Source organism: Gordonia jinhuaensis, from assembly GCF_014639795.1.
In the GTDB taxonomy this organism is placed as follows: domain Bacteria; phylum Actinomycetota; class Actinomycetes; order Mycobacteriales; family Mycobacteriaceae; genus Gordonia_B; species Gordonia_B jinhuaensis.
This window is the reverse complement of the sequence record NZ_BMGC01000037.1, coordinates 1-25,656: the sequence shown is the minus strand read 5'-3', so window position 1 is coordinate 25,656 and position 25,656 is coordinate 1. Positions and strand designations below refer to the sequence as shown.

22 protein-coding genes and 2 pseudogenes are annotated in these 25,656 nt (G+C 65.8%); 13 read left to right on the top strand and 11 right to left on the bottom strand.

Features of this window, described 5'->3' with window-relative positions:
• Window positions 1-118 precede the first annotated feature (118 nt).
• Together IEW22_RS17060 and IEW22_RS17055 are read right to left on the bottom strand one after the other, a co-directional pair.
• Window positions 119-463 carry a histone-like nucleoid-structuring protein Lsr2 gene (locus tag IEW22_RS17060; RefSeq protein WP_188588138.1) on the bottom strand — a complete coding sequence of 115 codons (345 nt, stop codon included), beginning with the start codon at window positions 461-463 and terminating at the stop codon, window positions 119-121.
• A 245-nt stretch (window positions 464-708) separates the two neighbouring features.
• Window positions 709-1,209, bottom strand: a complete 501-nt coding sequence (locus tag IEW22_RS17055; protein ID WP_188588136.1) for a DUF4190 domain-containing protein — start codon at window positions 1,207-1,209, stop codon at window positions 709-711.
• A gap of 79 nt (window positions 1,210-1,288) precedes the next feature.
• Between IEW22_RS17055 and trhO the strand changes: the two are divergent.
• The 5 genes and pseudogenes from trhO to IEW22_RS17030 form a co-directional block, all read left to right on the top strand.
• Window positions 1,289-2,128: pseudogene (gene trhO / locus IEW22_RS17050) on the top strand (oxygen-dependent tRNA uridine(34) hydroxylase TrhO); the annotation flags it as partial.
• A gap of 146 nt (window positions 2,129-2,274) precedes the next feature.
• Window positions 2,275-3,456, top strand: coding sequence for a CobW family GTP-binding protein (locus tag IEW22_RS17045; RefSeq protein ID WP_188588132.1), 1,182 nt, complete (start codon window positions 2,275-2,277; stop codon window positions 3,454-3,456).
• 180 nt (window positions 3,457-3,636) lie between these two features.
• Entirely contained in the window at window positions 3,637-4,791 is a 1,155-nt protein-coding gene (locus IEW22_RS17040; protein WP_188588130.1) for an N-acetylmuramoyl-L-alanine amidase, read from the top strand.
• A 47-nt stretch (window positions 4,792-4,838) separates the two neighbouring features.
• Window positions 4,839-5,774: an SDR family oxidoreductase gene (locus IEW22_RS17035; RefSeq protein WP_188588128.1), complete on the top strand. Its 936-nt coding sequence runs from the start codon at window positions 4,839-4,841 to the stop codon at window positions 5,772-5,774.
• A gap of 5 nt (window positions 5,775-5,779) precedes the next feature.
• Window positions 5,780-6,555 (top strand): annotated as a pseudogene (locus tag IEW22_RS17030) (fructosamine kinase family protein).
• Between the two features lie 65 nt (window positions 6,556-6,620).
• Here IEW22_RS17030 and IEW22_RS17025 read toward each other — a convergent pair.
• Window positions 6,621-7,631 (bottom strand): DUF6542 domain-containing protein, encoded by a 1,011-nt coding sequence (locus IEW22_RS17025; protein ID WP_188588125.1) that lies wholly within the window; start codon window positions 7,629-7,631, stop codon window positions 6,621-6,623.
• Window positions 7,632-7,687: 56 nt separating this feature from the next.
• On the bottom strand, window positions 7,688-8,872 hold the full coding sequence (locus IEW22_RS17020) for a DNA recombination protein RmuC (RefSeq protein WP_188588123.1): 1,185 nt from the start codon (window positions 8,870-8,872) through the stop codon (window positions 7,688-7,690).
• A gap of 100 nt (window positions 8,873-8,972) precedes the next feature.
• Between IEW22_RS17020 and IEW22_RS17015 the strand changes: the two genes are divergently transcribed.
• Entirely contained in the window at window positions 8,973-9,311 is a 339-nt protein-coding gene (locus IEW22_RS17015; protein WP_188588121.1) for an ArsR/SmtB family transcription factor, read from the top strand.
• Here IEW22_RS17015 and IEW22_RS17010 read toward each other — a convergent pair.
• Together IEW22_RS17010 and IEW22_RS17005 are read right to left on the bottom strand one after the other, a co-directional pair.
• The gene (locus IEW22_RS17010; protein ID WP_188588119.1) at window positions 9,265-9,879 is read right to left on the bottom strand and encodes a methylated-DNA--[protein]-cysteine S-methyltransferase; all 615 of its coding nucleotides are present in this window, start codon (window positions 9,877-9,879) and stop codon (window positions 9,265-9,267) included. The genes IEW22_RS17015 and IEW22_RS17010 overlap by 47 nt on opposite strands.
• On the bottom strand, window positions 9,876-11,540 hold the full coding sequence (locus tag IEW22_RS17005; protein ID WP_188588117.1) for a DNA-3-methyladenine glycosylase 2 family protein: 1,665 nt from the start codon (window positions 11,538-11,540) through the stop codon (window positions 9,876-9,878). The genes IEW22_RS17010 and IEW22_RS17005 overlap by 4 nt, the downstream gene beginning before the upstream one ends.
• A gap of 200 nt (window positions 11,541-11,740) precedes the next feature.
• Here IEW22_RS17005 and IEW22_RS17000 point away from each other — a divergent pair, with 200 nt between their 5' ends.
• From IEW22_RS17000 to ychF, 4 genes are all read left to right on the top strand, one after another.
• Window positions 11,741-12,058 (top strand): hypothetical protein, encoded by a 318-nt coding sequence (locus IEW22_RS17000; protein ID WP_188588115.1) that lies wholly within the window; start codon window positions 11,741-11,743, stop codon window positions 12,056-12,058.
• Between the two features lie 95 nt (window positions 12,059-12,153).
• Window positions 12,154-13,575 (top strand): aldehyde dehydrogenase family protein, encoded by a 1,422-nt coding sequence (locus IEW22_RS16995; RefSeq protein WP_188588113.1) that lies wholly within the window; start codon window positions 12,154-12,156, stop codon window positions 13,573-13,575.
• A gap of 85 nt (window positions 13,576-13,660) precedes the next feature.
• Window positions 13,661-14,968: an AI-2E family transporter gene (locus tag IEW22_RS16990; protein ID WP_188588111.1), complete on the top strand. Its 1,308-nt coding sequence runs from the start codon at window positions 13,661-13,663 to the stop codon at window positions 14,966-14,968.
• Window positions 14,969-15,013: 45 nt separating this feature from the next.
• Window positions 15,014-16,093, top strand: coding sequence for a redox-regulated ATPase YchF (gene ychF, locus IEW22_RS16985; protein ID WP_188588109.1), 1,080 nt, complete (start codon window positions 15,014-15,016; stop codon window positions 16,091-16,093).
• Between the two features lie 44 nt (window positions 16,094-16,137).
• On the opposite strand, the gene IEW22_RS16980 is transcribed toward ychF, so the two are convergent.
• Together IEW22_RS16980 and IEW22_RS16975 are read right to left on the bottom strand one after the other, a co-directional pair.
• Window positions 16,138-18,537: an AAA family ATPase gene (locus IEW22_RS16980; protein ID WP_188588107.1), complete on the bottom strand. Its 2,400-nt coding sequence runs from the start codon at window positions 18,535-18,537 to the stop codon at window positions 16,138-16,140.
• 73 nt (window positions 18,538-18,610) lie between these two features.
• Window positions 18,611-19,210 carry a hypothetical protein gene (locus IEW22_RS16975; protein ID WP_188588106.1) on the bottom strand — a complete coding sequence of 200 codons (600 nt, stop codon included), beginning with the start codon at window positions 19,208-19,210 and terminating at the stop codon, window positions 18,611-18,613.
• A 616-nt stretch (window positions 19,211-19,826) separates the two neighbouring features.
• On the opposite strand from IEW22_RS16975, the gene IEW22_RS16970 reads away from it, so the two are divergent.
• On the top strand, window positions 19,827-20,333 hold the full coding sequence (locus IEW22_RS16970; protein ID WP_188588104.1) for a peptide-methionine (S)-S-oxide reductase: 507 nt from the start codon (window positions 19,827-19,829) through the stop codon (window positions 20,331-20,333).
• On the top strand, window positions 20,330-20,542 hold the full coding sequence (locus tag IEW22_RS16965; RefSeq protein WP_188588102.1) for a hypothetical protein: 213 nt from the start codon (window positions 20,330-20,332) through the stop codon (window positions 20,540-20,542). Before IEW22_RS16970 ends, IEW22_RS16965 begins: the two co-directional genes overlap by 4 nt.
• 24 nt (window positions 20,543-20,566) lie before the next feature.
• Here IEW22_RS16965 and IEW22_RS16960 read toward each other — a convergent pair whose 3' ends face one another.
• The 3 genes from IEW22_RS16960 to IEW22_RS16950 form a co-directional block, all read right to left on the bottom strand.
• A complete protein-coding gene (locus IEW22_RS16960; RefSeq protein ID WP_373284229.1) occupies window positions 20,567-21,205 on the bottom strand; it encodes a DUF1345 domain-containing protein in 639 nt (212 codons plus the stop codon).
• Between the two features lie 126 nt (window positions 21,206-21,331).
• Complete coding sequence (locus IEW22_RS16955) at window positions 21,332-22,831, bottom strand: pyridoxal phosphate-dependent decarboxylase family protein (RefSeq protein ID WP_188588100.1); 1,500 nt, start codon at window positions 22,829-22,831, stop codon at window positions 21,332-21,334.
• Window positions 22,828-24,297 carry an MFS transporter gene (locus tag IEW22_RS16950; protein ID WP_188588098.1) on the bottom strand — a complete coding sequence of 490 codons (1,470 nt, stop codon included), beginning with the start codon at window positions 24,295-24,297 and terminating at the stop codon, window positions 22,828-22,830. The genes IEW22_RS16955 and IEW22_RS16950 overlap by 4 nt, the downstream gene beginning before the upstream one ends.
• 408 nt (window positions 24,298-24,705) lie before the next feature.
• On the opposite strand from IEW22_RS16950, the gene IEW22_RS16945 reads away from it, so the two are divergent.
• Complete coding sequence (locus tag IEW22_RS16945; protein WP_188588096.1) at window positions 24,706-25,644, top strand: DUF222 domain-containing protein; 939 nt, start codon at window positions 24,706-24,708, stop codon at window positions 25,642-25,644.
• Window positions 25,645-25,656 lie beyond the last annotated feature (12 nt).

The following is a 25,656-nucleotide window of genomic DNA, read 5'->3' as shown; positions in this document are numbered from 1 at the left end:
TCATTTCCGTTCTGTCGCAGGAGGTCTGCCCGTTCTGCGGAACTCGCCATCGCGACAATCCCCGCAAAGACGACAGCGGGTCAGTGTTCGACAGTGAGGTCAGTGTTCGACGGTGAGGTCAGTGCTCCTCGTCGTAGGCCTCGATGATGCTCGTGGGGATCCGGCCGCGGGTACTCACCTCGTAGCCGTTCTCGATCGCCCACTCGCGGATGGTGTGGGTGCGCTCCTTCGAGCGCGCAGACGAGGTCTTGGCAGAACCTGATCCACGGCGCGAGCGCCCGCTGTTGGCGCTGCGGGAGGCGTCGATGTACTTGGACAGCGTGTCGCGAAACTGCTGCGCATGCTTGGGCGAGGTGTCGAACTCGTAGTTCTTGCCGTCAAGCGACCAGCGAACGGTCTCCGACTCGTCGAGAACCCGACCGTCGAGATCGTCGATGAACTGCACAATTTGCTTCTTCGCCACTGGTTGTCCTCTCGGTTACTGCTCCGGTGAATCGTTGTCCGGTGAATCGTTGTCACCGACTGTGTGTGAACCCGGGCTGGGGGGTGCACATTTTTTCGCGGTCCGCTCATCCTCGAGTGCCGGGTCCGGAGCAATGGGATGCAATTGTCGTCGTTCTGCCTCGAATCGTACCCAAGGACTTCGCGAAACACGTGATTGTCGCTCATTCGTACGACGCGAAGATATGCGGTGAATCGATTCGGGTATCAAAAATCTCCGACGGCGAAGATAACGATCAACAGTATCAACATGGCGATGATGAACAGGACGGAAATCCAGCCCAGAATACGACCAGCCTGGGCGAGTCCCCGTCCCCGCGTAATTCCACCGTTTATGTCGATCTCGTCAACAGCGGAGTTTCCGAGAAAGACTGCGGCGATTCCTACCGGAGGACAGATCAGGATGCTCAGGATCCCTGTCACCAATGCGGCGATCGCCTTTCCGCTGGTTCTCGCGGGAGGGACGGCGACCAGTTGCCACGCGGTCTCGGGGAAGCTCGCGCCCGCATACGAACTGCCCGGATACGTCCGGTCAGCGTAGGTGGTCTGAGGAATGCCCTGTTCGGGGTTCCACGGCATCGGATATGAGTGGCCCGGCGGGGTGTACGCGGGCGGATGGGGCTGGCTGGTGCCGCCGGCCACCGCCTGCTCATCGCGCCGGTTGCCCTCGCCTCCGGCGGACTCGGGGCCGTGCTGGTGGGGATTCATCGGTGCGTGAGTCTATCGCCGCTGCCGCCACTGCACCCACGTGCGCCTACCCGGGCGTGGCAATGCCTACTCTTGACGGGTGGGGATTTCCAAAGTCGTACTGTTCTACGTTTTCCGACCGTTACCCGATCCCGAGGCCATCCGCGTGTGGCAGCTCGCCCTGTGCGAATCACTGGATCTGCGCGGACGCATCATCGTCTCGCCCCACGGGATCAATGTGACGGTTGGGGGAGAGCTGTCGCAGCTCAGGCGGTACGTGCGTGCGACGAAAGGCTATGCCGGGTTCGCCGACGCCGACATCAAATGGTCGGCGGGATCGGCAGAGGACTTTCCCCGCCTCAGTGTCCGGGTCCGCCCTGAAATCGTGACGTTCGGAGTTCCCGGGGAAGTCGCCGTCGACGAAAATGGCGTCGTCGACGGCGGAATTCGTCTTTCCCCACATGAACTGCACGCACTCATCGATTCACGCGCCGACGTGGTGATGTTCGACGGCCGCAACGAGATCGAGGGAAGGATCGGCCATTTCGACAATGCGGTGATCACTCCTGCACGCAGCACGCGTGATTTCGTCACACTGCTCGATCGAGGTGATTATGACCACCTCAAAGACAAGCCTGTGGTGACCTACTGCACCGGCGGCGTGCGTTGTGAGGTTCTCACCGCGCTGATGCGCCGACGTGGTTTTGAGGAGGTTTACCAGCTCGACGGAGGAATTGTCCGCTACGGCGAGACATTCGGCGACGACGGCCACTGGCGGGGATCGATGTTTGTCTTCGACAAGCGAATGTCGCTCACGTTCTCTGACAATCCCGAAACGGTGGGAGAGTGCAGCCGCTGCGGCGCGCCGACCGACGCGGTTGCCGACATTGTCGACGACCGTGGCCGCCAGCTCGACGTGGTGTGTCCGAAATGTCAAGGCTCTCTGGAACATCGTAAGGGCCCGGAATATCGCAAGGGCCCGGAATGTCACGGGGCCCTGGAATTCCAACCGGTCCCGGAATATCAACCGGCCCGGGAAATTCAGCAGGCACCGTGCGATCGTGAGACTTCCGGAGGTCGCGTTCGGTGAGCGGTCGAGCAGCGGGCGGCAGGCACGCGGTTCCGGTGGTGGTGATCGCGGGCTTCCTCGGCGCGGGAAAGACCACACTGCTCAATCATCTGCTGCGCCATGCCAACGGTCGACGAATCGGTGTGGTGGTCAACGACTTCGGGTCCATCAACGTCGACGCGCTGCTGGTCTCCGGGCAGGTCGGTGCACAGATGACCTTGAGCAACGGCTGCATCTGCTGCTCGGTGGGTCCCGACGAGTTGCATGACACCCTCGCGCGCCTCGCGCGACCATCAGCGGGCCTCGACGCCGTGATCATCGAGGCCAGTGGACTCGCCGAGCCGGGCACGCTGATCTCGATGGTGGTCACCGCCGCCGATCCGCACGTGGCCTACGGCGGTCTCGTCTACGTGGTCGACGCCCGCCATGCCGCATTCGACGGCGACAACCGGGGCGGGTGGGCAGAGTCGGCCGGGCGAGTCGCAGACCCGCAGGTCCCGCAGGTCCCCGGTCCGGACGGGGCGATCACGTCGGTCGTGCGCGCGGCGCGGGTGCTGCGCACTCATGTGGCACTCGGTGACCTGGTGCTGGTCAACAAGAGCGATCTGGTGGACGAATCGCGTCGCACCCAGCTCACCGCCGCGATTCGTGAGGTCAATCGGCAGGCCACGATCCTGTGCACCCGCGACGCGGTTGTCGATCCCGACCTCATCCTCGACGCTGCGACCGCTCGCGCCGACGACGGACCGCGTCAGCTCGGCTTCGATGAACTGCTCGCCGACCTCGACTGCGACCATGCCGGTCACCATCATCTCCACGAGGGCTTCACCTCGGTCGAGTTCTCGTCCACCGATCCGCTCGATCCCCGTGCGCTTGCCGACTTCCTGCGTGAACCGCCGGTGGGTGTGTTCCGAGTGAAGGGTGTGGTGTGGTTCGACCTGCCCGCGCACCGCGGGGGTTACGAGGTCCACTCGGTCGGTGGACATGTCCGTATGCGCGAACGCAGGTGGCGACACGACGAGCAGCCGTCGAGCGCGCTGGTGGTTATCGGTGTCGACGTGGACTCCGATCAGGCGCAGGCGGCGATGGCCGCGCTGCGGCGCACCGCGACCCCGGATGCCCCCGGCGTTTCGGACGGCTCGGATCTCTCCGACGCTGCAGAGCGCATCATGCTGCCGATCACCCGGTACCTCATCTGATCGGCGTCGGTCGCAGAACGGCAACGATTCGGTCGACGGATTTCACAAGTCGCCCAGTCCCTGGTTCACTGTGACTTCTGTGGCTAAAGTGACCAATGTTGCCATTGAGAGTGAATGATCCGTGCGAACCGGACTCTCGCGTGTCGAGACCCGGACGAGTTGTCGAGGTGATGAGCGAGCATGTCGGTACCAACTGCCAGCGGGCCCAGGCGCAGCCGTACACACGGCCGGATCGCGAGTGGACGTGTCGTCGTCGGAGCTGTCGCGACACTCGTGGCCGGCGGTCTGGTGGCACCGGCCACGGCATTCGCGGCGCCGTCGTCGCCCGCACCCGTGACCGCACCGGCACCCGCGCCGCACACACCCGCGCCGGTGGCGACCACTCCGGCCACGGGCACCACGCTGGCCGGTAAGACGGTGTTCTTGGATCCCGGCCACCAGGGTTCGGGCGCGGGACACGATCTCGACAAGCAGGTTCCCGACGGACGCGGGGGTACCAAGCCGTGCCAGACCACCGGCGCGACCGCGGTCACCGGCGTGCCCGAGCACACCATCAACTGGGATGTGGTGACGCTGGTCAAGGCCGGGCTGGAGTCCCAGGGAGCCAAGGTGGTGCTGAGCCGACCCGACGACACCGGATGGGGCGGTTGCGTCGACGAGCGCGCGAAGGCGGCATCGGAGTCGAAGGCCGACGTGGCGGTGAACATCCACGCCGACTCCACCTCGACCACCGCCGACACCAAGGACAAGGGTTTCCACATCATCGTCCCGCAGCTGCCGCTGCCGAATGCGGCAGCGAACACGGCGCAGTCCAACGGGGGGTTGCGGGCGGCGACCGCGATGCGCGACTCCTTCGTCAAGGCCGGCTTCACCCCGGCCAACTACGCCGGCGTCACCAACGGTCTGCAGACCCGCTCCGACATCGCTGCGGTCAACCTCACGACCGTGCCCGATGTGTTCATCGAGATGGGCAACCTGTCGAATCCTGACGAGGCCAAGGCATTGTCGGGCACCGAAGGGCAGGTGAAATACGCTGCGGCGATCACGGGCGGCATCATGTCGTACCTCACCCCGGCCTCGGCCGGCGTGGGCACGCCGAGCCTCCCGCTGGCGCCGTCGGGCCCCTCGACCCCGATCAACGGCAACGGCGACAAGCCCGTCGACCTGTCGGGACTCGAGGCCATCGGACCGTTCCTCACCGCACTGTCGAAGGTGAAGACTCCCACCGACTTCCGCAATCTGCTTGCCGGTCAGGGCCAGGATGTGAGCTCGCAGGTCCTCACCTCGATGCTCTCGGTGATCTACGCAGTGTTCGGCGGCAAGCTGCCGATGTGATCGCCGATACGGCGGCTGCACCCGTGCTGGGCACCTAGGCTGAATCCATGAGCCTCGTCGACCTGGTGTACATGAAGCCTCCGGTGCGATCGTTGCGAGACCGCCGTGTCCTGATCACCGGTGCGGCCAGCGGGATCGGCCGCGCTACGGCGGTGGCGGCGGCCGCCGAGGGGGCCGAACTCGTGCTCACCGATCTCGGCGCCGAAGGGCTCGACGCGACTGTCGCCGAGATCACCGCATCGGGCGGCACGGTCGTCTTCCACCAGGCCGGTGACATCTCCGACTACGACTGGGTGCGCCGATTCGCCGCCGGGGTCGAGGCGGAGGTGGGTGTGATGGACGTGGTGATGAACGTCGCGGGTATCTCTGCCTGGGGCACGGTCGACACCCTCGAACACCAGCAGTGGCGGTCGCTGGTCGAGGTCAACCTGATGGGGCCGATCCACGTCATCGAGTGCTTTGTCCCACCGATGATCCGGCGAGGCCAGGGCGGTCACCTCGTGAACGTCTCGTCGGCGGCCGGGCTGCTCGCGTTTCCCTGGCACGCCGCCTACAGCGCGAGCAAGTTCGGTCTGCGCGGGGTGTCCGAGGTGTTGCGCTTCGACCTGCGCAAACACCGCATCGGGGTGTCGTTGGTGTGTCCGGGCGCGGTCGCCACACCGCTGGTCGACACCGTTCAGATCGCCGGCGTCGACATATCCGACGAGTCGGTACGTTCGGCGGTGCATCGATTCCAGCGTGTCGCGGTATCCCCGGAACGTGCTGCCGAGGCGATCCTCGACGGGGTGCGGCGTAACCGGTTCCTGGTCTACACATCCTTCGACGTGCGCTTCGGCTACTGGTGGGCGCGCAAATTCGCATTCCCCTACGAGGTCGCGATGCGTCTGGCCAACCGCCAGTTCGACCACCTGGCGCGGGCCGGTGCGGTGACTGCCCACCCTGCCGGCGAGGATGACGACCGGTTGCGCTCGGCCGATCGCTGACCCACATGGTGTTCCACAAAGAGCGCGCCGACGCCCCCGTCGACTTCTTCGCAGCCGAGGCCGCCGGCCTGCGCTGGCTCGGTGCGGCCGGCGCGCCGGTGGTCGAGGTCATCGACGTGGGGAACACCACATTGATCTCGAACAACTCGACACCACCCGACCTTCGACTGCCGCCGCGCGACCCTTCGGTGCCGCGCTGGCCCGCATGCACGATGCCGGTGCCGCGCATTTCGGCAGCCCGCCGGACGGCTTCAGCGGACAGGTGTACATCGGTTCGCAGCCGATGAGTTCACGCACGCACGAGCGCTGGGGAGAGTTCTACGCGGCTGAACGCGTCATGCCTTTCGCCGACAAGGCGCGTCGGCGCGGGAATCTCGGTGCGCAGGATCACGACATCGTCCGGCGGGTATGCGAGATCATCGCCGATGGTCGGTTCGACGACCCGGACCCGCCGGCGCGCATCCACGGGGACCTGTGGAACGGCAATGTGGTGTGGACACCCGGCGGTGCGGTCATGATCGACCCGGCCGCTCACGGCGGGCACCGCGAGACCGACCTGGCGATGCTCGAGCTCTTCGGCTGCCCGTTGCTCGACGAGATCGAGCAGGGGTACACCGCCACTCACGCACTGCGCCGCGGCTGGCGTGAGCGGGTGCCGGTCCATCAGCTGCATCCGCTGGCGGTCCACGCGGCCAGCCACGGTCCCATGTACGGATTTCAATTGCGGCAAGCAGCGGAGGCCTCGCTGCGGCTTGCCGGCCGTGACCACCGAGACCCGTGACCACTGAGACCCGTGACCACTGAGACGGTCGACTCTGAGTGCAGCTGCCCAGCGCGGGACCGGGCTCAGTAGTCGCGGTAACGCACACCCGAACCGGGGTGAGCGGCGGGATGCGACCAGGCCTGCGTACTCGCAGCCTGGGTGTTCGCAGCCCGTGTGTTGGCAGCCTGTGTGCGTCGAGCCGAGGTCTGCGCGGATGCGTCGGCACGCGCGGTCGCGCGCACCGGTTGTTCGGTGACCGGGCGGCGCGGTCCGCGTTCGGCGGCACCGGTCGCGGCATCTCGCTGACCGGGCTCGCGTCGGCCTGCCGGTTCGCGTCGTGGGGCGGCGTCGCGGTGAGACGTCTCTCGATGTGGTGACGGTTCGCGGTGTGTGGACGATGGTTCGCGGTGTGTGGACTCGGTGCCGGAGCTGCGCGGGGCGCGGTCACGGGAGGTGCGTCGGCCGCGCGCGGCTTCGCCTGCCGACTGGCGGGTGGCGGCGCGGGGACGGTCGGCGGAGGTCGCGTCGTCGCCGGACCGGGTGGTTCGGGCGGTTCGGCTCGAGTTCCGTGCCGATGATCGGCCGGACTCGCCGCGACCGCTCTGCCGCGGCCGTTTCGTCGCCGAGCGCTGCGGGTTGGGCTTCTGCGGACTCTCGGTCGACGGGGTGCGGGTGAGATACCAGCGGCCCCCGGCCAAGGCCAGCACCACCACGAACGTCCACGCCATCAGCGGGAAGAGCTTGGCGATGGGTAGCAGCACGTTGATCACCAGCCCCTTGAGGCCTTCGCTGCTGCCCGACTGCACCGAGTATTCGGTGACCAGTGCGACGGCGAACAGCACCAGCGGGGGCTGGATGGCAGCGGTGAAAAGAGCGCGCCGGCGGACTGCGAGCACAGCGAGGACGCATCCCAGCACGTAGAAGATCTTGAACCAGCGGCCCAGCCCGCCGTCGGCTGAGCTGATGGCAGCGCCGATGGCCGTCAGCGCGAGCGCGATCACCATCGCGCCCCACCACGGGACACCACGGACTCCGGGCAGCACTGATTGCTGATCGTCGCGCACGGCGGCGCCCGCCAACTTGCCTGACAGCACGCCTAGACGGTACCGGCTGCAGCTGAGAATCAGGCATCAAGGCCTCGGCGAGCCGGTCAGACGGCGTTGCCCAGGCGTGTTGTGCTCACCTCCCGGGCGTGCTGGTCCACCGGGACGAGCTCGGGAGGCGCGTCGTCGGTGCCGCCGGCGAGGCTCTCCATCTCGCCGAGTTTGCGGGCGGTCACCGCCACCCGACTCTCCATCGCGCCGATCGCACTGTTGAAGGAGTCGACCGAGCGGTTCAACGACGTTCCCAACTTGTCGAGGTGACCGCACACCGTGCCGATCCGGTGGTGCAGTTCGCGTCCGAGGGCGAGGATCGTCGCCGCGTCACGGGTCAGCGCGTCGTGGCGCCACGTCACCGCGACCGTGCGCAGCAGCGCGACCAGACTCGTGGGCGTCGCCACCACCACGTTGCGGGCGAACGCGTACTCGAGCAGGTCGCTGTCGTAGCGCAAGGCGGCCTCGAGGATCGGGTCGGCCGGGATGAACAGCACCACCAGCTCGGGCGACGGGTCGAACGCCGCCCAGTACTTCTTCGCCGACAGGGCGGTCACATGCGCCCGCAGAGCCCGCGCATGCTCACGCAGCAGGGAGTCCTGCGGAGTGCCATCACCCTCGTATTCCACCGCCTCCAGATAGGAGGTGAGTGGCACCTTTGCGTCGACGATCACCGAGCGGCCGCCGGTGAGGTGCACCACCATGTCCGGGCGAACGCCTCCGGAGTGCTCCGACGAGCCGCTTGTCTGCAGGTCGAAGTCGCAGTGTTCGGTGAGACCGGACAGCTCCACCACCCGCCGCAGGTGCATCTCTCCCCAGCGGCCACGCACATGCGGCGTCCGCAGCGCGGAGGCGAGGCGATGGGTCTGGGTACCCAGTCGGGCCGAGGCCAGACGCATCTCGCCGACCTGTTCGGTGAGGCCGGTGTAGGCGCTGCGCCGGTCGAGCTCGGTGCGGTGCAACTGGTCGCCGAGCGCGTCGAGGGTCTCACGCAACGGCCCGACGATCTGGGACACCTGGGTGCCGATGGCGCCGGACTGGCGGCGGGCGGCATCCTCGCTGGCCGCCGCCACCGACGTGAGCAGCAACTCGTGGGACTCACGCACCGCGGCGAGTTCGGCGCGGGCACCGGCGACGGACGCGGCATCGCGACCCGCGCGGATGAGCCACCCGATGGCGACACCTGCGGCGAGTCCGACGGCCAGCAGCAGGACGGCGGCGAAGGCTGTTGACGCTGACATGTGCGTCATCGTGCCCGCCGGGTCCGACAAACGCCGGTGCCTCGCCGGGACGGGCTGTGGACACCTCCCGATGTCGGCAGGGCCGGGCATAATCATCAGGATGTCGGTACCTGTGCCACCAGATGATGAGGAGAAGCTCGACCCCGACGCCTGGTCGCGCAGATTCACGCTGCTCTCCGACCCGACGCGGCTGCGACTGATCGTCGGGATGCACCACCGGCCCGACAGCACGGTCAACGACCTCGCGCAGCTGGCCGGTATCAGTCCCAACACCGCCTCGCAGTCGTTACGCGCACTGCGCGACGAGGGCTGGATCGACGGCGACAAGTCAGGCCGCGAGGTGCGTTATCGCCTTCGACCCGACGCCATCGTCCACCGGATCCTGCACGAGATCATGGGCGATCATCATGCGCAGCCGACGCACTCTCACGGTCGATGAGTGACTTCTTCACCTCGAGTCCATAGCGGAATCCGCCGAGCGCGCCGTCGATCCGCAACACCCGATGACACGGTACGAACAGGGCGGCCGCGTTGCGGGCGCAGGCACTCGCCGCCGCCCGGATGGCCGCGGGACGGCCTGCGAGTTCGGCGAACTGCGAATAGGTGACCGTCTCGCCGGCCGGCACCGACCGCAGCGTCGCCCACGCGTGTTCGATGAACGGGCCGCCGCGCTGGCGGACCGGTACCTCCTCGAGTGCGGAGGCATCGCCGTCGTAGAAGCGCGCCACCGCGTCGGTGATGGTGCCCAGCTGCCGGTCCTCGACCAGCTGCGCCGGTCTGATCTGTGGGGCGATCAGCCTGCGCAGGTGTTCCGGGTCGGCGACCCATCCCGAGGCCAGCACGGCGCCGTCGAATGACACCACCGTGAAGGGGCCGTCGGGGGTGTCGACGGTGGCCGTGCGAGCCGGCGCGGCAGCGCGGGGTGATCGTGCGTCGGTGCCGCGGTCGCACTCGCGGCCATCGTCCGCGCGGGTGTGATCTTCGTGGGGGTCGGCGGTCAGTGTCATGCGATGCTCCCTGAGGTGAGGCGGCCGCGACGTGTCGCGGGTACCGCGGTGCGGTCGGTGGCCGGCGGACGGGTCGGATCGCACCCCGCGGCGCCGGTGGTGGCGAGCAAGTGATGGCGCCACAGATGTATGGACGCGTACGAGCGCCACGGGGACCACTGAGACGTCCGTTCGACTGACGGTCCTTCGGCGCAGGCCCTCCCGGCCGGGCCGCGACCGGGACCGGGCAGCGTGAGGCCCAGTGATGCAGCGCTGCGGCGGATCACCAGATCACCGCTCAGCAGTACGTCGGGGTCGCCGAGTACGCGCATGACGACATATCCGGCCGTCCATGGCCCGATGCCGGGCATCGCCTGCAGCGCGTGCTGCAACCGCGCCGACTCGACACCCGGATGCAGTTCGATCTGCCCCTCGGCGACCGCTCTGGCCACGGTGACGAGGGTGCGCGTGCGTGCTCGGGGTCCGCGCAGTACTTCGTGTCCCCGCTCGGCGACCAGCTCGGGAGTCGGGAACACGAACCCGGGCGCATCGGTGGACAGGTCGGCCTGCACCCGTCGACCCAGAGCCGACACCAGCGTGGCGGTGTGTGTCCGTGCTGCTGCCAGCGACACCTGCTGTCCGATGATGGTGCGCGCGAGCATCTCCCAGCCGTCGACGGCTCCCGGCACGCGCAGTCCCGGTGACCGTCGCACCAACGGCGCCAACGTCGGGTCGGCGCTGAGTGCGGCGTCGGAGGCGGCGGCATCGGCGTCGGCGTCGAGCAGCCGACGCAGCCGGGTCACCGCGACGCCCACGTCGCGCATGTCCACATTCCACAGCCGAACCCGCGCCGCCGGCCGCTCGGGTGGCTGCGTCAGCCGCACCGACGCCAGCGCGGCACCGTGCGGGAGGTCCAGGGTCCGCTGGTACTCCTCACCATGCATCGTCTCGATGCCGGGCGCGGCGTGACCGGCGAGAAAGCCCGTCATCCAGTCGACGCAATAGGGTTCGCGAAGTGCCAGCGTGAGGGTCAGCGCACCTCCGGCTCCGGCAGCACCATCGGGATCGGCGGATGCCCGCACTCCGCGGGCGCGCAGTTCGCTCGGCGACTGGTCGAACACCGCGCGGACGGTGTCGTTGAACTGGCGAATCGAGGCGAATCCCGCGGCGAAGGCCACCTGCGACATCGGCATCGACGTCCGCTGGATCAAGATGCGGGCATCGGTGGCGCGCCGTGCACGGGCCAGTGCGAGCGGCCCGGCACCGAGCTCGGCGGTGAGCACCCGGTTGAGGTGGCGCGGGGAGTACCCGAGTGCGGCGGCAAGTCCGTTCACGCCACCACGCTCGACCACCCCGTCACCGATCAGCCGCATGGCGCGCCCGGTGAGGTCGTCGGTGAGATTCCAACGCGGCGACCCCGGTACTTCGTCGGGCAGACACCGGCGGCATGCGCGGTAGCCACGTTCCTGTGCGGCGGCCGCGGTGGTGAAGAACTCGACATTGGCAGGTTTCGGGGTACGCGCCGGACACGACGGCCGGCAGTAGATGCCGGTGGTGCGCACGGCCGTGAAGAACTGTCCGTCGAAGCGGCGGTCACGCGCATCGACGGCGCGATAGCACGCTGCATGGTCGAGAGCTCCGGTGATGTGCTCGGTTGTCTCGATCGGATCGGACTCGGACATGACCCCACGATGTCACGTGCACCGTGGCTTCCGCTGGCGGGAATCGGCCATCGCGGTGGAGGAGTGGACGACTTACATCAGTGCATCCACTCCTGCAACAGATGTCGCGAAGCTCGGGTGCTGCCCGTAACCGACAAAGTTCCACCTCAGGGGACATTTATGTGTGCATGTGACCCACCCTTCGTGCCATGATTGTTTACATGAGCGTTACGAATTGGCGTCGCAAGGACCTACCGCTCTCCGAGTTTCCCGGCTGGGGACTCGAGATGATGATGGGGCTCTACGGCGAACAGCAGATAGTGCAGGCACTCGAGTCCGAAGCGAAGGGGCGTCGCGGTCGTAAGCGCGCGGCGCGTCTCGCCGCGCAGGTGGCCGCGTCCCGTTCCACCCCCACCCCGCACGAGGGCACCCAGTATGAGGACGCCCAGCACGAGAGCGGCGCATCCGGCGACATCGCCGCGGTGAACTCGATGCTCGAGTCGATCGGACGACTCGTTCACCGTCACCGCCGCGACTGACTCGCGACCGGTGTCGGCCGACGAGTCGCCAACGAGGTGAGTCGATCCGGCCAATCCGGGTATCGGATGCCCCCGGGCGCAATAGTCTCGGACTCATGCGTGAGATCACTCGTTTCTACATCGACGGACAATGGGTCGAACCGGCTGAGCTGAACCTGCTCGACGTCATCGACCCCTCGACGGAGAAGCCGGCCGGGCAGGTCGCCCTGGGCACCGCAGCCGACGTGGATGCGGCGGTTGCTGCCGCGCGCCGCGCCTTTGCCACCTTCGGCCGCACCTCCCGCGAGGAACGGGTGGAGCTTCTCAATGCGATAGCCGCCGAATATCAGCGTCGCTCCGACGATCTCGCCGCAGCGGTGACCGAGGAGATGGGTGCACCCGGCAAGCTCTCACAGCGGGTGCAGGTGCCGATCGGGCTGGGTCATCTCGTCACCGCAGCGCATTCGCTGGCCTCCTATGACTTCACCGACGACCGGGGCACCACCCGGGTGGTCAAGGAGCCGATCGGTGTGTGCGGCTTCATCACTCCGTGGAACTGGCCGCTCAACCAGGTGATGTGCAAGGTCGCCCCGGCGTTGGCGACCGGCTGCACGATGGTGCTCAAACCCTCGGAGGTATCCCCGTTCAGCGCGGCGATCGTGGCCGAGATCATGGATGCGGCCGGGGTTCCCGCGGGCGTGTTCAACCTCGTCAACGGAGATGGACCCGGTGTGGGAACGGCGATCTCCGCGCATCCGGACATCGACATGGTCTCGTTCACCGGCAGCACCCGCGCCGGTGTCGACATCGCCATGGCCGCCGCGCCGACCGTCAAGCGGGTCACCCAGGAACTCGGCGGCAAGAGCCCGAACGTGATCCTCGACGACGAGGCGCTGCGCGACAACGTCGCCGCCGGCGTGCGGTCGATGATGGTCAACTCGGGTCAGTCCTGCAATGCGCCCAGTCGCATGCTGGTCCCCGCCGCCCGGATCGACGAGGTGCTCGATGTGGTGCGCGAGGTGACGCCGACGATCACCGTCGGCGACCCCGGTGGGAATGCGATGCTGGGGCCCGTGGTGTCCGAGCGGCAGTTCGACCGGATCCAGACCTTGATCGCGCGCGGCATCGACGAGGGTGCGACGGTGGTTGCCGGCGGCCCCGGCCGACCGGATGATCTTCCGGTCGGATATTACGTTCGCCCAACGGTTTTCGCTGACGTCACCAATGACATGGACATTGCGCGCAACGAGATCTTCGGTCCCGTGCTGGTGATCATCACCTATGAGACCCTCGACGAGGCCATCGCGATCGCCAACGACACCGAATACGGGCTGGCTGCCTACATCAGTGGTGTGGACGAGGACGCGGTGCGCGAGGTCGCCTCGGCCGTACGCGCGGGTTCGGTGGCACTCAACGGTGCGCCGCTGGCCGCCGACGCTCCCTTCGGTGGGTACAAGCGCAGCGGCAACGGTCGTGAGTGGGGCGATTACGGCTTCGAGGAATTCCTCGAAGTGAAGGCCCTTCTCGGCTTCCGCTGAACCGCGTCGGCGGGGCAGTCGAATTCTGTGAGTCGGCTGCGCGAGGATCCGTGGTATCGGTGCCGGAGTATGTGACGATCGACCCATGACGACTGATGCGGACTCGGCCGCCACGCACGACGACGGACACGAGGACGGGCGCGAGGCGAAGTCGGAGTACCCCACGCGCAACCAGGTGCTGCTGTCGGGGCTGCGGTCCTGGTCGCGAGTGAGCCTGTGGGTCATCGTCATCGCCCTGGGTCTGGCGCTCGGTTGGTTCGTGCTCGGCAAGCTGTGGGTCGGCGTTCTGCCGGTGCTGTTGTCGCTGGTGCTGTGCACGGTGCTGTGGCCGCCGGTGCGGTGGTTGCGCGGCCACGGTGTTCGGCCCGCGGTCGCGGTGTTCACGGTCATGGTCGTGTGTCTGGGCATCATCGCCGGTGTCATCGCTCTGATCGCCCCCTCCATCGTCGATCAGTCCTCCGATCTCGGCGACCGGGCGGTCGACGGCGTGCACAAGGTGCGCGACTGGTTGCAGGGTCCGCCGCTGAACGTCAGCGACGACCAGCTCAACTCGACGGTGAGCGCGATCACCGACAAGCTGCAGAAGAGCAGTGATTCGATCGCCCAAGGAGTGTTCTCCGGGGTGTCGGCCACCACGTCGGTGCTGCTCACCCTCTTCTCGGCGGTGGTGATCAGCTTCTTCTTCCTCAAGGACGGCACGCGGTTTCTGCCGTGGTTACGCCGAACCGCCGGTGAGCCGATCGGCAGTCACCTCAGCGAGGTTCTCTCGCGGATGTGGACCACCCTCGGTGGCTTCATCCGCACTCAGGCCGTGGTCAGTTTCGTCGACGCCTTCTTCATCGGTCTGGGACTGGTGATCCTGCACGTGCCGCTGGCCTATGCGCTCGCACTGATCACCTTCGTCGGCGGGTTCGTGCCGATCGTCGGCGCGTTCGTGTCGGGATCACTGGCTGTGCTTGTTGCGTTGGTGTCCAACGGGTTCGAGACGGCGCTGGCAGTGCTGCTCATCATTCTCGCCGTCCAGCAGCTGGAGGGGAACATCCTGCAGCCGGTGCTGCAGTCGCGGTCGATGAACCTGCACGCGGTGATCGTGCTGCTGTCGGTGACGGTCGGCGGGTCGATCTTCGGCGTGATCGGCGCCTTCCTGGCCGTGCCGGTGGTGTCCTGTCTGGCTGTCTTGTTGCGTTATATGCAGGAGCAGGTCCTGCGTAAGTCGGGGGAGTGGACCGAGAGTGACGATCAGGGCGATGCGGAGAAGAGCTCCAGCGGCAGCGGCCTGAGCCGTTTCTGGCGGCGCGGCAAGTCCTCCTCTGACGGTGAATCCGAGAGCGGGTCGCAGGGCGACTCCACTGACGAGCCGAGCGCTGATTCCGCACAACCGGACGCGGGCTGACCTGGCCCGGTGTTCGTCGTTTCGGGCCAACTACACTGACAACTCGTGAGTCTTACCCTCGGAATCGTCGGTCTGCCCAACGTCGGGAAGTCGACCCTGTTCAACGCGCTGACCCGCAACGACGTGCTGGCCGCGAACTACCCGTTCGCGACCATCGAGCCGAATGTCGGCGTGGTGGAGCTACCCGACCAGCGGCTCGAGCGCCTCGCCGAGATCTTCGGCAGCGAGCGCATCCTGCCGGCCACCGTGTCGTTCGTCGACATCGCCGGCATCGTCAAGGGCGCGTCGGAGGGTGAGGGGATGGGTAACCAGTTCCTCGCCAACATCCGCGAGGCCGACGCCATCTGCCAGGTGGTGCGCGTGTTCGCCGACGACGACGTGGTGCACGTCGACGGCCGCGTCGACCCGTTCGCCGACATCGAGGTCATCGAGACCGAGCTGATCCTCGCCGACATGCAGACGCTGGAGAAGGCGCTGCCGCGGCTGGAGAAGGAAGCCCGCAAGAACAAGGATCAGTCCGAGCTGCTCGAGGCCGCCAAGAAGGCTCAGGAGATCCTCGACTCGGGCAAAACCCTGTTCTCGCAGAAGGATTCGTTCGATCTGTCTTCGGTGCGTGAGTTGCACCTGATGACCGCCAAGCCGTTCCTGTACGTGTTCAACGCCGATGAGTCGATCCTCACCGATGATGCGCGTAAGGCCGAGCTGAGGGCAGCCGTGGCACCGGCAGACGCAGTCTTCCTCGACGCGAAGGTCGAGAGTGAACTGCTCGAGCTCGAGGAAGAGGACGCCCAGGAGCTGCTCGACTCGATCGGTCAGGACGAGCCGGGACTGCGTTCGTTGGCGCGCGCCGGCTTCCACACGTTGGGGCTGCAGACCTATCTGACGGCGGGGCCGAAGGAATCGCGTGCGTGGACGATTCACCAGGGTGACACCGCTCCCAAGGCAGCCGGCGTCATCCACACCGACTTCGAGAAGGGCTTCATCAAGGCCGAGATCGTCTCCTTCGCCGACCTCGACGCCGCCGGCTCCATGCAGGCCGCCAAGGCCGCAGGCAAGGTGCGCATGGAGGGCAAGGACTATGTGATGCACGACGGGGATGTGGTGGAGTTCCGCTTCAACGTCTAGTAGCACTGCGCACGTGCTGACCTTCAGCTCGGTCAGTTGCGGCCCTACTTGCCTTCAGCCCACTTCAAGAATTCTTCGGCTTCGAACACCGGCTTGCCCCATTTTGCTGCGTCTTTTGCCTTTTTGGACTGTGACCCCATCTCCGAAACAATGAGTACGTCAGTTTTGGTCTTCGTTAGCGATTGCACAGCAACGAGATTGCGAGACTGGGCCAACTGGTGAAGTTCGTCCTTCGAGAACACGCCACGGGTGGCTGAGATAACGGATCCGGAGAAGCAGACGTGCGCTCCTGGTGTCAGTGCAGTTTCGATATCGAAGGATGAATTCGCTTCGACGGTGTCGGGCAAAATACTGACCCCGAAGTGCTGCTCTACGCTTCGTAGACGAGCTATCGCTGCGTGGTCAGGTTGTGGGACGCGGTCCCAAGCCTGGCGGAGCAGATCTGCCAGGACTTTCTCGGGACGGTCGGCCGAGCTCAGTGTGCCCCCCACAACAAAGCCGGTCGGTTCGGTCGTCCCTGCTGGCCCAGTTGTGCGCGACAGGAGATAGCCGCGTCCGTGAGAGCTGGGCGGAAACGCGGTGCCCGTGCGATGCAGCCCACCACCGTCACGGCGTACGCGTCGGACGGTGTCCCGAACCGCATGCGCGCGTTCGAGCGCGGATGGTGCCGAAAGTCGTGACAGTTCGTCGGCACGCAGCGTGTTCTCGTAGAGGTCGATTCCAAGTGGGATTGGCTCCACTATGTCGTTGCGTTTCAACTCAAAGTCGATGTGACTCAGTTGCTCATCCACGTGAAGCCCCACAGGTACACGACCGGCAAGTACCGAGCTCAATGCGGGCCACGCCTCGGTCAGCAGCGGGGCCAATTGCACGTCGCGTGCGGTGATGCTGTAGTCGGCTTTCGCTGAGTAAAGATCACTTGTCGGATTGATGACAGTGGTGACTTCGTCACCGTCATCGGTGACGACTGCGATCTCAACCGGACGCGGACGCCACTGTCTCCCCGCTGTTCCCACCGTGAGCACCGCCAAATACGCTTCGCCTCTGGTTTCGGACACCGGTTTGCCGGTCGCGAGGTAGCGCCGGACACGTATATCGGACTTCAAATCGCGCGGTTGCACTTCTCGGCGCAGCACGAGCCCTTCGAGGCTGGTACACCGCGAAAGTGCCACGTAGAGCTGGCCATTGGCGAACGTGCCACCAGTGAGGTCGACGACCACGCGGTCGAGGGTTTGCCCCTGAGACTTGTGGATGGTGATGGCCCATGCGAGCTTCAGCGGGAGTTGCGTGAAGGCGCCCACTCTCTCGTGTTCAAGCGACCCCCCACGGATGATCGGACGTGTGATCTCCCAGGTGTGCTCGCGCACTTGTTCGGTATGGCCATTCCGCAAAAGAACGCTGATGACTGGGCCGTCCTGCTCGATGTCCATTGCGGTCACCTTGCCAAGGGTGCCGTTGACCCAGCGACGAGCAGGATCGTTGTTCAGCAACATCACCTGCGCGCCCACTGCGAGTTCGAGGGTGTTGTCTGTCGGGTGATCGAAGCCGTCGATCTCGCCCTCGATCGTGGCTGTGAAGGCTTGTGAGGGATTCGGAAGCTTGTCAAGCATCTGTCGATTGCGGGCGCTGACGATTCGGTTCGTCGTGGCGAGAGTCAACCAGAACTCGTCGAGCTGAGGCTCAAAATCAGGGTTGGCCCGCTTGTTCAGTTCGGTCCGTGCGGACTCCAGCAGCTCGCCTTCGCGTACGTCGTTCAGCAGACTCACCAGTCGGTCATCGTTGAGCTGCCGGAAGACGGTGCTGAGCTGCACAAGCGGAAAAATGGTCGGATCGAAAGAGTGAGCGGAGAAGAAGAACGGCGTGGAGTAGTTCGCTTCGATCCACGCTGCCTCGGCTTCGGTGACGACGGGCGGCAATTGGTAGAGGTCGCCAACGAGTACGACCTGTACTCCGCCCATTGGTGCGCCAGGATTTGGGCCGAAACGTTCAAGCGCCGCTGTCACGGCGTCGAACAGGTCGGCGCGAACCATCGATGCTTCGTCGATGATCAGCGTCTCGAGACTGGACAGCACCCTGGCGAATCTTTGCGGTCGATACTGTGCGCTTCGCACGAAGTCCTCGTCGACCCCGGACCGGAACGAGAATAGTCGGTGGATCGTGTAACCGTCGACGTTCAGCGCGGCGATTCCAGTGGGAGCCACTGTGATGGTTCGGCGATTTGTGGACTGCACATAGTGCCGTATCAGTGTGGATTTTCCGGTCCCAGCCTTACCGGTAAGAAAGAGATGTTTGCCCGCATGTAGCAGATCCAACGCCGTCTGAAACTCATCGGTGATTGTAATGCTTGGTATCGAGGCTGTTGTGCCCCCTGACCGTGGAAGCGTCACATTGGTCTTGCCAGACTCCAGCAGGGGATTGCTGGTTCGACGATTGAACGTTCCCATCTGACCCTTCCTAGCTTTCTGATCCTCGCACCCGCAGCGGATAGCCTGTCTTTCTCGATCGTCGTCTTGTCGTTCATCCAGTGACGATGGGGGCTGCCTCCGCTAACGTGCTCGCCGTTGGCAACTTGCTGTCCGCGGAGAATTTGACCGGGAATTGTCGATGATCCGTTGTGTCAGCGCGGAGGTAGTCGCGACTGAGCCGGAGAGTTTCGACTTTTGCCCAGGCATCGGCCAACGCAGCGAGATAGTGGGCAGCGCGAACGGCGGAGATTGCTGCAGGGCTGGGATTCACGAAGCCGTGCGGCGGTTTACCTCCCGAGGCGTGGATGTCCTCGGGGATGGCAGGTACCTTGGGTCGAGGCAATGGCGCGCGTCGATTTCCCTTGGGCGTTCGTGAGGCGCGATTCAGCGCAGCGAGCTGGTCGATGCTCTCTACGAGTGCCTGGTGCGTCTCGCCGAGGTCGATGTGCCGGCATCTGAGTTCGGCTGGCTCAGGTGACGCACCGACAGTAAGCAACGGTTGTCCGCGCAGCAGATCAGACAGATCTTCGGGTCCGGGGTTCATCCAGGCACCGCAGAGTCGACTCGACTGAAAGGTCGGCTGAATGTCGACGGACCAGATCGCGCGATCCTCGCCGGCGCCGGCGAGGACTTTGAGGGTCACTGTCGTCATGTGGATTCCAATCTGGAACTAGTCAGGATTGTTTGATCATCCGTGGTATTCGCGCTGATCGATCGTGACGTACGTGCGCACGTTCCTGCCCCGGGAATGCGTTCGACAGCGTCACGATTCTGGTCCGAAGGCTATCAGAAATCCACGACAAATCGGTCGCCTTCGCGCCTTTGCTATACGAGAGATGCGTTCCGTCTGGTTCGTTGCTCGTGAGCTGATCCGCCAGCGGATGCCCCGATCTGTGACAGCCTTGAACTGCCACGACCTCATTCGAATCCGCTAAGGATCTCGTGACTGTGTCGACCGAGAGAGTCGATCGTGTGCCCGACACCCCACACGACGGTCGAGCTGGCACCACCCCAAAATGGAGTCCCGCTCGATTGCGCTCAGCTGGTCGACTGGGGCAACGCGGTGTGCTGTCTGATCTGCTTTCTCCTACCTTGATTCTGATGAGTGAGAATTCCCCACTCGCACTGAGGCCGCGCCCAAGCGGTGGTTGAACTCGGCCCGCGTCGGTCTGGATCTTGACGTAGGCCGGTGACGGATGCGGGGAAGTCCCGGTCGGCGTCTGAGGACCGGTGGCACAACCCGTGTGCGTGCGTCGTAGCATCGGCACGTGGGCGAGACCGAGGACATCTATCTGGCTGGCGGCTGTCTCTGGGGTGTGCAGGCATTCGTGTCGACATTGCCCGGGGTGGTGTTCACCGAGGCCGGACGGGCGAACGGCGCCAGCCGACCCCTCGACGGCGAGTACGACGGTTATGCCGAATGCGTGCTCACCCGATTCGATCCGACGGTCGTGAACGTCGGGCAGTTGATGGCCTACCTGTTCGAGATCATCGACCCCTACAGCGTCAACGAGCAGGGACCCGACGTCGGCGAGAAGTACCGCACCGGGGTGTATTCCGACAATCCGGCACACCTGGACGCGGCGCGCGCATTCATCGCCGAACGTGACGATGCCGATCGCGTCGCGGTGGAGATTGCGCCGCTCACCACCTACGTGCGCAGCGCCGACGAGCACCAGCATCGGCTCGCTCGCTGCCCGGAGGACTCCTGTCACATCCCCGCCGAGGTGCTCACCAAGTACAGCGTGGCCGGCTCGGCGAGGAACACAGCATGACCCCCCAGTTCCTTGCCGACGGCGAATCGGCGGCTGCCGGGCTCACGGTGGGTATCGCGGTCTATGCGGCGGTGATTCTCGCCGCGCTCGGTACCACCGTCGTCTCGATCCAACAGCGTCGGCGAGGTCGTGCACTGGCCGCGGCGCTGGTGGTTGCGGTGCTGACGATCGCCGGCGTCGTGGTGGCGATCGTCAGCAGCATCGCCTGAGCCCGAACTCGGCCCGCGGCTCGGTCACGAGGTGACGATTCCGGCAACGAGATTGACCATCGACGCCAAGATCACCCCGCCGAACACGTAGGACAGAAGACAGTGCCGCAACGTGATGGCGCGGATCAGGGGGTCCGACACCGCCGTATCCGACACCTGGTAGGTCATGCCGAGGTTGTAGCTGAAGTAGAGGAAGTCGCGGAATGCCGGTGTGTCCGAGGAGTTGAAGTCGATACCGCCGGGCGAGTCGTCGTCGAAGTACAGGTAGGCGTAACGCACCGAATACATCAGGTGCAGGCTCGCCCACGCCGAGAACACCCCCAGCAGGGCCAGGATCGCGGGTACTCGTCCCGCATGTGACCCGCCCTCGATCACCAGTGCCAGGATGACGATGAGCACCGATACGGCGGCCATGACCACGATCAGCTCGTCGACGGCCGGGTTGAAGTCCTCGCGGCGGGCATGGGCTCGCGACTGATCGCCGTCCATCGGCCACAGGGCTGCCCAACCCAGTGCGACGAAAACGCCTCCGGTGACCGCGATTCCCGCCAGCACTCCGAGGCTGCCGTCGGATGCGAGAAAGCCGACGATCAGTCCGACCACGATCCCGCCGACGACGGAAATCATCATCCGCGTGGTCGGCAACAGATTCACGCTCCGCATCTGCATGGGATTTATTGTGCGGGTTGACAGGCCGCGGCGGGTGGATGAGCGTCGACCGTCGGGGTGTGTCGAGATCTCGCGGCGGAGCCGGTGCGCCGACTCAGCTGTGCACAGACGGGAACGCGCCTACGGGTTGCAGTATGCGGCAAGGAATTCCGCGAGCAGTTTCGCAGTCACCGGCCGGGGAAGCGCGTGTACCGCCGCGATGATCGATGGCATGTCCAAGCCGCCGTCGGCGATCGGTGCATGGGGATCGAGCCCTGCGGCGACCAGTGCGGCACCGGCGGCCTCACTGGGCAACGACAACGCCTGCCCCACGGTCACCGAACCGGAGTCGAATGCGGCTGCGAGTTCTGTCAGGGCCGCCGGCGGTTGGGCCGCCGGCGTGCCCCGTACCTCCTCTGCCGCGGCACACATGGCTGCCGACAACTCCTCGACCACGCGTGCGGTCACCGGCGTGATCGTCAGATGGGTGGTGGCCGGAAGCACCGTGCCATCGGCCTGTGGGAACGCCGGCTGGGCCTGCACCGTGAAACCATGCGTACCGACCTGCGCGCCCCACACATGTGGGTCGAGTGGATCGGCGGCGGACTCGTCAGCGGCCACCGCGAACACCGGCCCCACCGGGTCGCCCACCACACGCAATCCGTCGATCGCGTCGACCGTGGCGAGTAGCCGTTCGCTCGCAACGCGGATCTGCGACACCAGTTCGGCGAAGCCCGACTCGCCCAGCGTGCGGGTGATCGCCCACGCGGCGGCGAGTCCGGCCGCCGACCGCGACCCGAGCAGTGTCGGATTGACCACCGGATATCCCGGCCAGTCAGTCACCGCGAAATACTGCGCACGATGGCGGTCGCGGTCGGCATGCAGAAGCAGCGAGGCACCCTTGGGGGCGTAGCCGTATTTGTGCAGGTCTGCCGACAAGCTGGTCACACCGGGAACGCGAAAGTCCCAGGGCGGCAGTTGATCTTGCCGGTCCGGACCATCCCACCAGGCGAGGGCGAACCCACCCAGGCAGGCGTCCACATGCAATGCCACCCCGCGAGCGGCGGTGATCTCGGCGACGTCGGCCACCGGGTCGAGGGTTCCGGTGGGGTAGTTGGGTGCCGACACCACCACCAACACCGTGTCGTCGGCGATCGCTGAGGCCACCGCGGCAGGGTCCACCGCGGTGGTGCCGGGGTCGACGGGCACCCGAATCACGCGCAGCCCGAACAGTTCTGCCGCCTTGAGGAAGGCCGCGTGTGCAGTGGACGGCAGGACGATCGATCCCGTGCCGGGCTGTGCGCCGGCGTGGTCGCGGGCAGCCTTGACCGCCAGCAGACAGCTCTCGGTGCCACCCGAGGTCACCGAACCCACCGCCTCGGGACCGTGGAACACTGTGCGGCCGAACGAGATCAGGTCGCGCTCCATCGCGGCGACCGAGCCGAAGACCGTCGGATCGAGGCCGTTGACCGGCTGGACCAGGCGTGCGGCGTCGGCGGCGACACTGTCGAGGATCTCGAGTCCCGAATCGTAGACGTAGGACAGGATATGACCGCCGTGCGTGGGTGCGTCGTGTTCACGCAGGGACGTCAGCTCCGACAGTGCGTCGTCGGCGCGCCTCCGCAAGTCATCGGCGTTCACAGAGTCTGCTTCGTGGAGTCGTGTCGGACGGTGGTGTCGCGATACCTGCGCAACACGAGCATGCTCGCGGCCACCAGCAGCGCCGGGATCAACGAGAATCCCACTGCGATACCGGTGATCGCCGTACTCGATTGTGTAGCGGTGTGATCGCCGGAGGAGGACACGAAGCCGCAGGCTGCCAGCACGAGGAGGAATACACCCGGACCGAGTGCGAGGCCCACCGTCTCACCGGCGGTCCACACTCCCGAGATGGCTCCGCTGCGGTCGATGCCGCTCTGTTGTGCGTCGCCGGGGATGGGATCGGGCAACATCGCCAGCGGAAACGCTTGCATCCCGGCGTATCCCACGCCGGCGACGGCGACCGAGGCGAACATCCACGGACCCGGCGCCCAGACCGCGACCACCAACGAGGCGGCCGCTACGGTGAAGGTGGCCGACGCCGCGAACAGTCCGACCACCTTTCCGTGGCGTCGGGCGAATCGATACCACAGCGGCATCACCAGAATCGCCGGTGCCACGAGCGCGGCGAACATCGGAGTCAGCGCCGACGTGTCGTCGAGGACATAGGTGGCCACGTATTGTGCGCCGCCGAGCATCACCGCACTCGCCAGTGCCTGGAGGACGAAGACGGCCAACAGGATTCGGAAGTCGCTGATCTCCCGGAACGCAGTGATGCCTTCGCGCAGCACAGCGCCACCGTCTGCGCCGACGCGGTCGTGCGTCTGCGTGCGGGCGCCGCGCGATGGTGCACATCTGCTCGCGACGAGCATGCCCGCGCAGATGAGTATCGCTGCGGCGATGGCCATCAGGAGGTAGCCGCCCGCGCCACCACCGGCGGCGTCGCGGATGGCCGGTGCGCCGGCGCCGACGACGAGTATCGCCAACGCCAACACTGCGATACGCACCGACAGCAACCGGGTGCGCTCGTGGTAGTCGGTGGTGAGGTCGGCCGGCAATGCGACATAGGGCGCCTGGAAGAAGGCGTACGCGATCGCGGTCAGTGTGAAGAAGATCAGCACCCAGACTGCCGCGGCCGGTACCGGAAGTGAGGTGGGTGTGGCGAAGGTGAGGATGAACAGCGGGAGCATCATCAGCGCACCGGCGATCATGTACCCGCGACGGCTGCCGGTGGCGCGGGCATGTGCGTCGCTTCGCGCCCCGACAACAGGGTTCACCACGAGGTCGATGATCTTCGGGGCCACCACGATCACCGCCGCAGCTCCGGCCGCTACCGAGAGCGTGTCGGTGAGGTAGTACGCCAGAACGAGCCCGGGGAGTGTGCCGAAGCCGCCGGTGCCGACGCTGCCGGCGGCATACGACCAGAGCGTGCGCCGGGGGATCGTCGCATCGGCCGGATCGCCACCACTGGAAGTCTCTGCACTGGAGGTCCCTGTACTGGATGTGCCAGCGGTGGTGAGCTGCTGCCGGTGGCCGGATCGCCTGGTCAGATCCGAGCCATCGTCCATGTCGCCAGACCCTAGTGCAGGCATGTCCGGTCTGCCAGGCATATCGGACGGGTGAACGAAAGAACAGCAGACCGATCGGCGGAATCAGATCGCATGTGAGGCGATGCCGAGGCCGTACCGCTCTGATGTCTCTGACCAGGCGCACCCGATCGACAACGCCCACGTCCAGATCAGTGGCGGCTGCGCCGGTCGAGCTGTCGCGATTGGCCGTGTGCGGTTCCCTTTGTCACTCGCGTGAATGATCTTTGGGCAATTCGTGATTCGGCCCTGTTTTCCCTTGTCAGGGCATGTTTCAACCGGTAGTCTCGAACATGTATTCGATAGATGGTTCGAGTCGTACTCATCCACCGGGAGGGGGTTCCGATGTCTCCGGTTGAGTCAGAGTCTGTTGATCAAGAGTCTGTTGACGTGGAGCCGGATCTCTCGGTGTTGGGGCTGCCCGAGTCTCTCGATGAGGTGGATACCGCCGGTCTGGGTGAGGTTGTCGTGTCGGCGCGGCGCGCGGGTGCGTTGGTGGATTGGCACCGTCTTCGGGCAATGTCGGAAGTGTATGAGCGCCTCGTCGCGCCGTACATGGACTCCGACCAGCGTGTGTATGACGCGCATGCGCGGGCGGCGAATGAGATCGCGATGATGGTCGGGCGCAGCCAAGGCTCGGTGGAAACCGAGTTGGGTTATGCGATGCACCTGTTCAACACGCTGCCTGCTGTCGCGCACTGCCTACACGATGGGGTGATCGCCGGTGGGCATGTGCGCACGATCGTTGCGCGTACCGGTCTGGTCGGTGGGCAGGACTATGCACCGGTGGTGGATGTGGAACTGGCGGAGGCTTTGCGGCGGCAGGGGAGCTGGTCGCTGCAGCGCCTGCGGGATGTGTGTGATCGGATCGTGTTCCGCCACGACCCCACCGCCGTCCGCGAACGCCGTAAAGCAGCGAACGAGGCCCGCCGCGTCTGGGCCGAGCACGCGACTGACGGCATGGCGGTGCTGCATGCGTCGATGACCGCGGAGAACGTCCGTGTCGCCGCCGCCCGCGTCGACGCGTTGGCGAACAGTGTCTGCGAGTCCGATCCGCGGCGTGACGGGGCCCGCCGCTCCGATGCCGTGTTCGCCCTGTTGTCCGGCGAGTTGTTCGAGTGCCAGTGCGACCGCGGCGACGACGACTGTGACGCGACGGTTCCCGCGCCGGCGATGGTGCAAGCCGCTGAAGCACAAGTGATCATTCATGTGATCACCGAGGCCGCGACACTGGAAGAGAGCGTGTCAGATGGTTTGTGTGAGGTAGCGGTGCTCCTGACTGAAAGCCGAGACACTGATGACTGTGGTGGACAAGAAACTCGAGCGTGACCAACGTCGCCG

Excerpts from the sequence above, each read along its gene's own strand:
- IEW22_RS16975 (WP_188588106.1), bottom strand. The coding sequence starts at position 19,210 with ATGACGACAGTGACCCTCAAAGTCCTCGCCGGCGCCGGCGAGGATCGC.
- IEW22_RS17055 (WP_188588136.1), bottom strand. The coding sequence starts at position 1,209 with ATGAATCCCCACCAGCACGGCCCCGAGTCCGCCGGAGGCGAGGGCAAC.
- IEW22_RS17035 (WP_188588128.1), top strand. The coding sequence starts at position 4,839 with ATGAGCCTCGTCGACCTGGTGTACATGAAGCCTCCGGTGCGATCGTTG.
- IEW22_RS16990 (WP_188588111.1), top strand. The coding sequence starts at position 13,661 with ATGACGACTGATGCGGACTCGGCCGCCACGCACGACGACGGACACGAG.
- IEW22_RS17010 (WP_188588119.1), bottom strand. The coding sequence starts at position 9,879 with ATGACACTGACCGCCGACCCCCACGAAGATCACACCCGCGCGGACGAT.
- IEW22_RS17040 (WP_188588130.1), top strand. The coding sequence starts at position 3,637 with ATGTCGGTACCAACTGCCAGCGGGCCCAGGCGCAGCCGTACACACGGC.
- IEW22_RS16965 (WP_188588102.1), top strand. The coding sequence starts at position 20,330 with ATGACCCCCCAGTTCCTTGCCGACGGCGAATCGGCGGCTGCCGGGCTC.
- IEW22_RS16960 (WP_373284229.1), bottom strand. The coding sequence starts at position 21,205 with ATGCGGAGCGTGAATCTGTTGCCGACCACGCGGATGATGATTTCCGTC.
- IEW22_RS16995 (WP_188588113.1), top strand. The coding sequence starts at position 12,154 with ATGCGTGAGATCACTCGTTTCTACATCGACGGACAATGGGTCGAACCG.
- IEW22_RS17015 (WP_188588121.1), top strand. The coding sequence starts at position 8,973 with ATGTCGGTACCTGTGCCACCAGATGATGAGGAGAAGCTCGACCCCGAC.
- IEW22_RS17020 (WP_188588123.1), bottom strand. The coding sequence starts at position 8,872 with ATGTCAGCGTCAACAGCCTTCGCCGCCGTCCTGCTGCTGGCCGTCGGA.
- IEW22_RS16950 (WP_188588098.1), bottom strand. The coding sequence starts at position 24,297 with ATGGACGATGGCTCGGATCTGACCAGGCGATCCGGCCACCGGCAGCAG.
- IEW22_RS17000 (WP_188588115.1), top strand. The coding sequence starts at position 11,741 with ATGAGCGTTACGAATTGGCGTCGCAAGGACCTACCGCTCTCCGAGTTT.
- IEW22_RS16980 (WP_188588107.1), bottom strand. The coding sequence starts at position 18,537 with ATGGGAACGTTCAATCGTCGAACCAGCAATCCCCTGCTGGAGTCTGGC.
- IEW22_RS17005 (WP_188588117.1), bottom strand. The coding sequence starts at position 11,540 with ATGTCCGAGTCCGATCCGATCGAGACAACCGAGCACATCACCGGAGCT.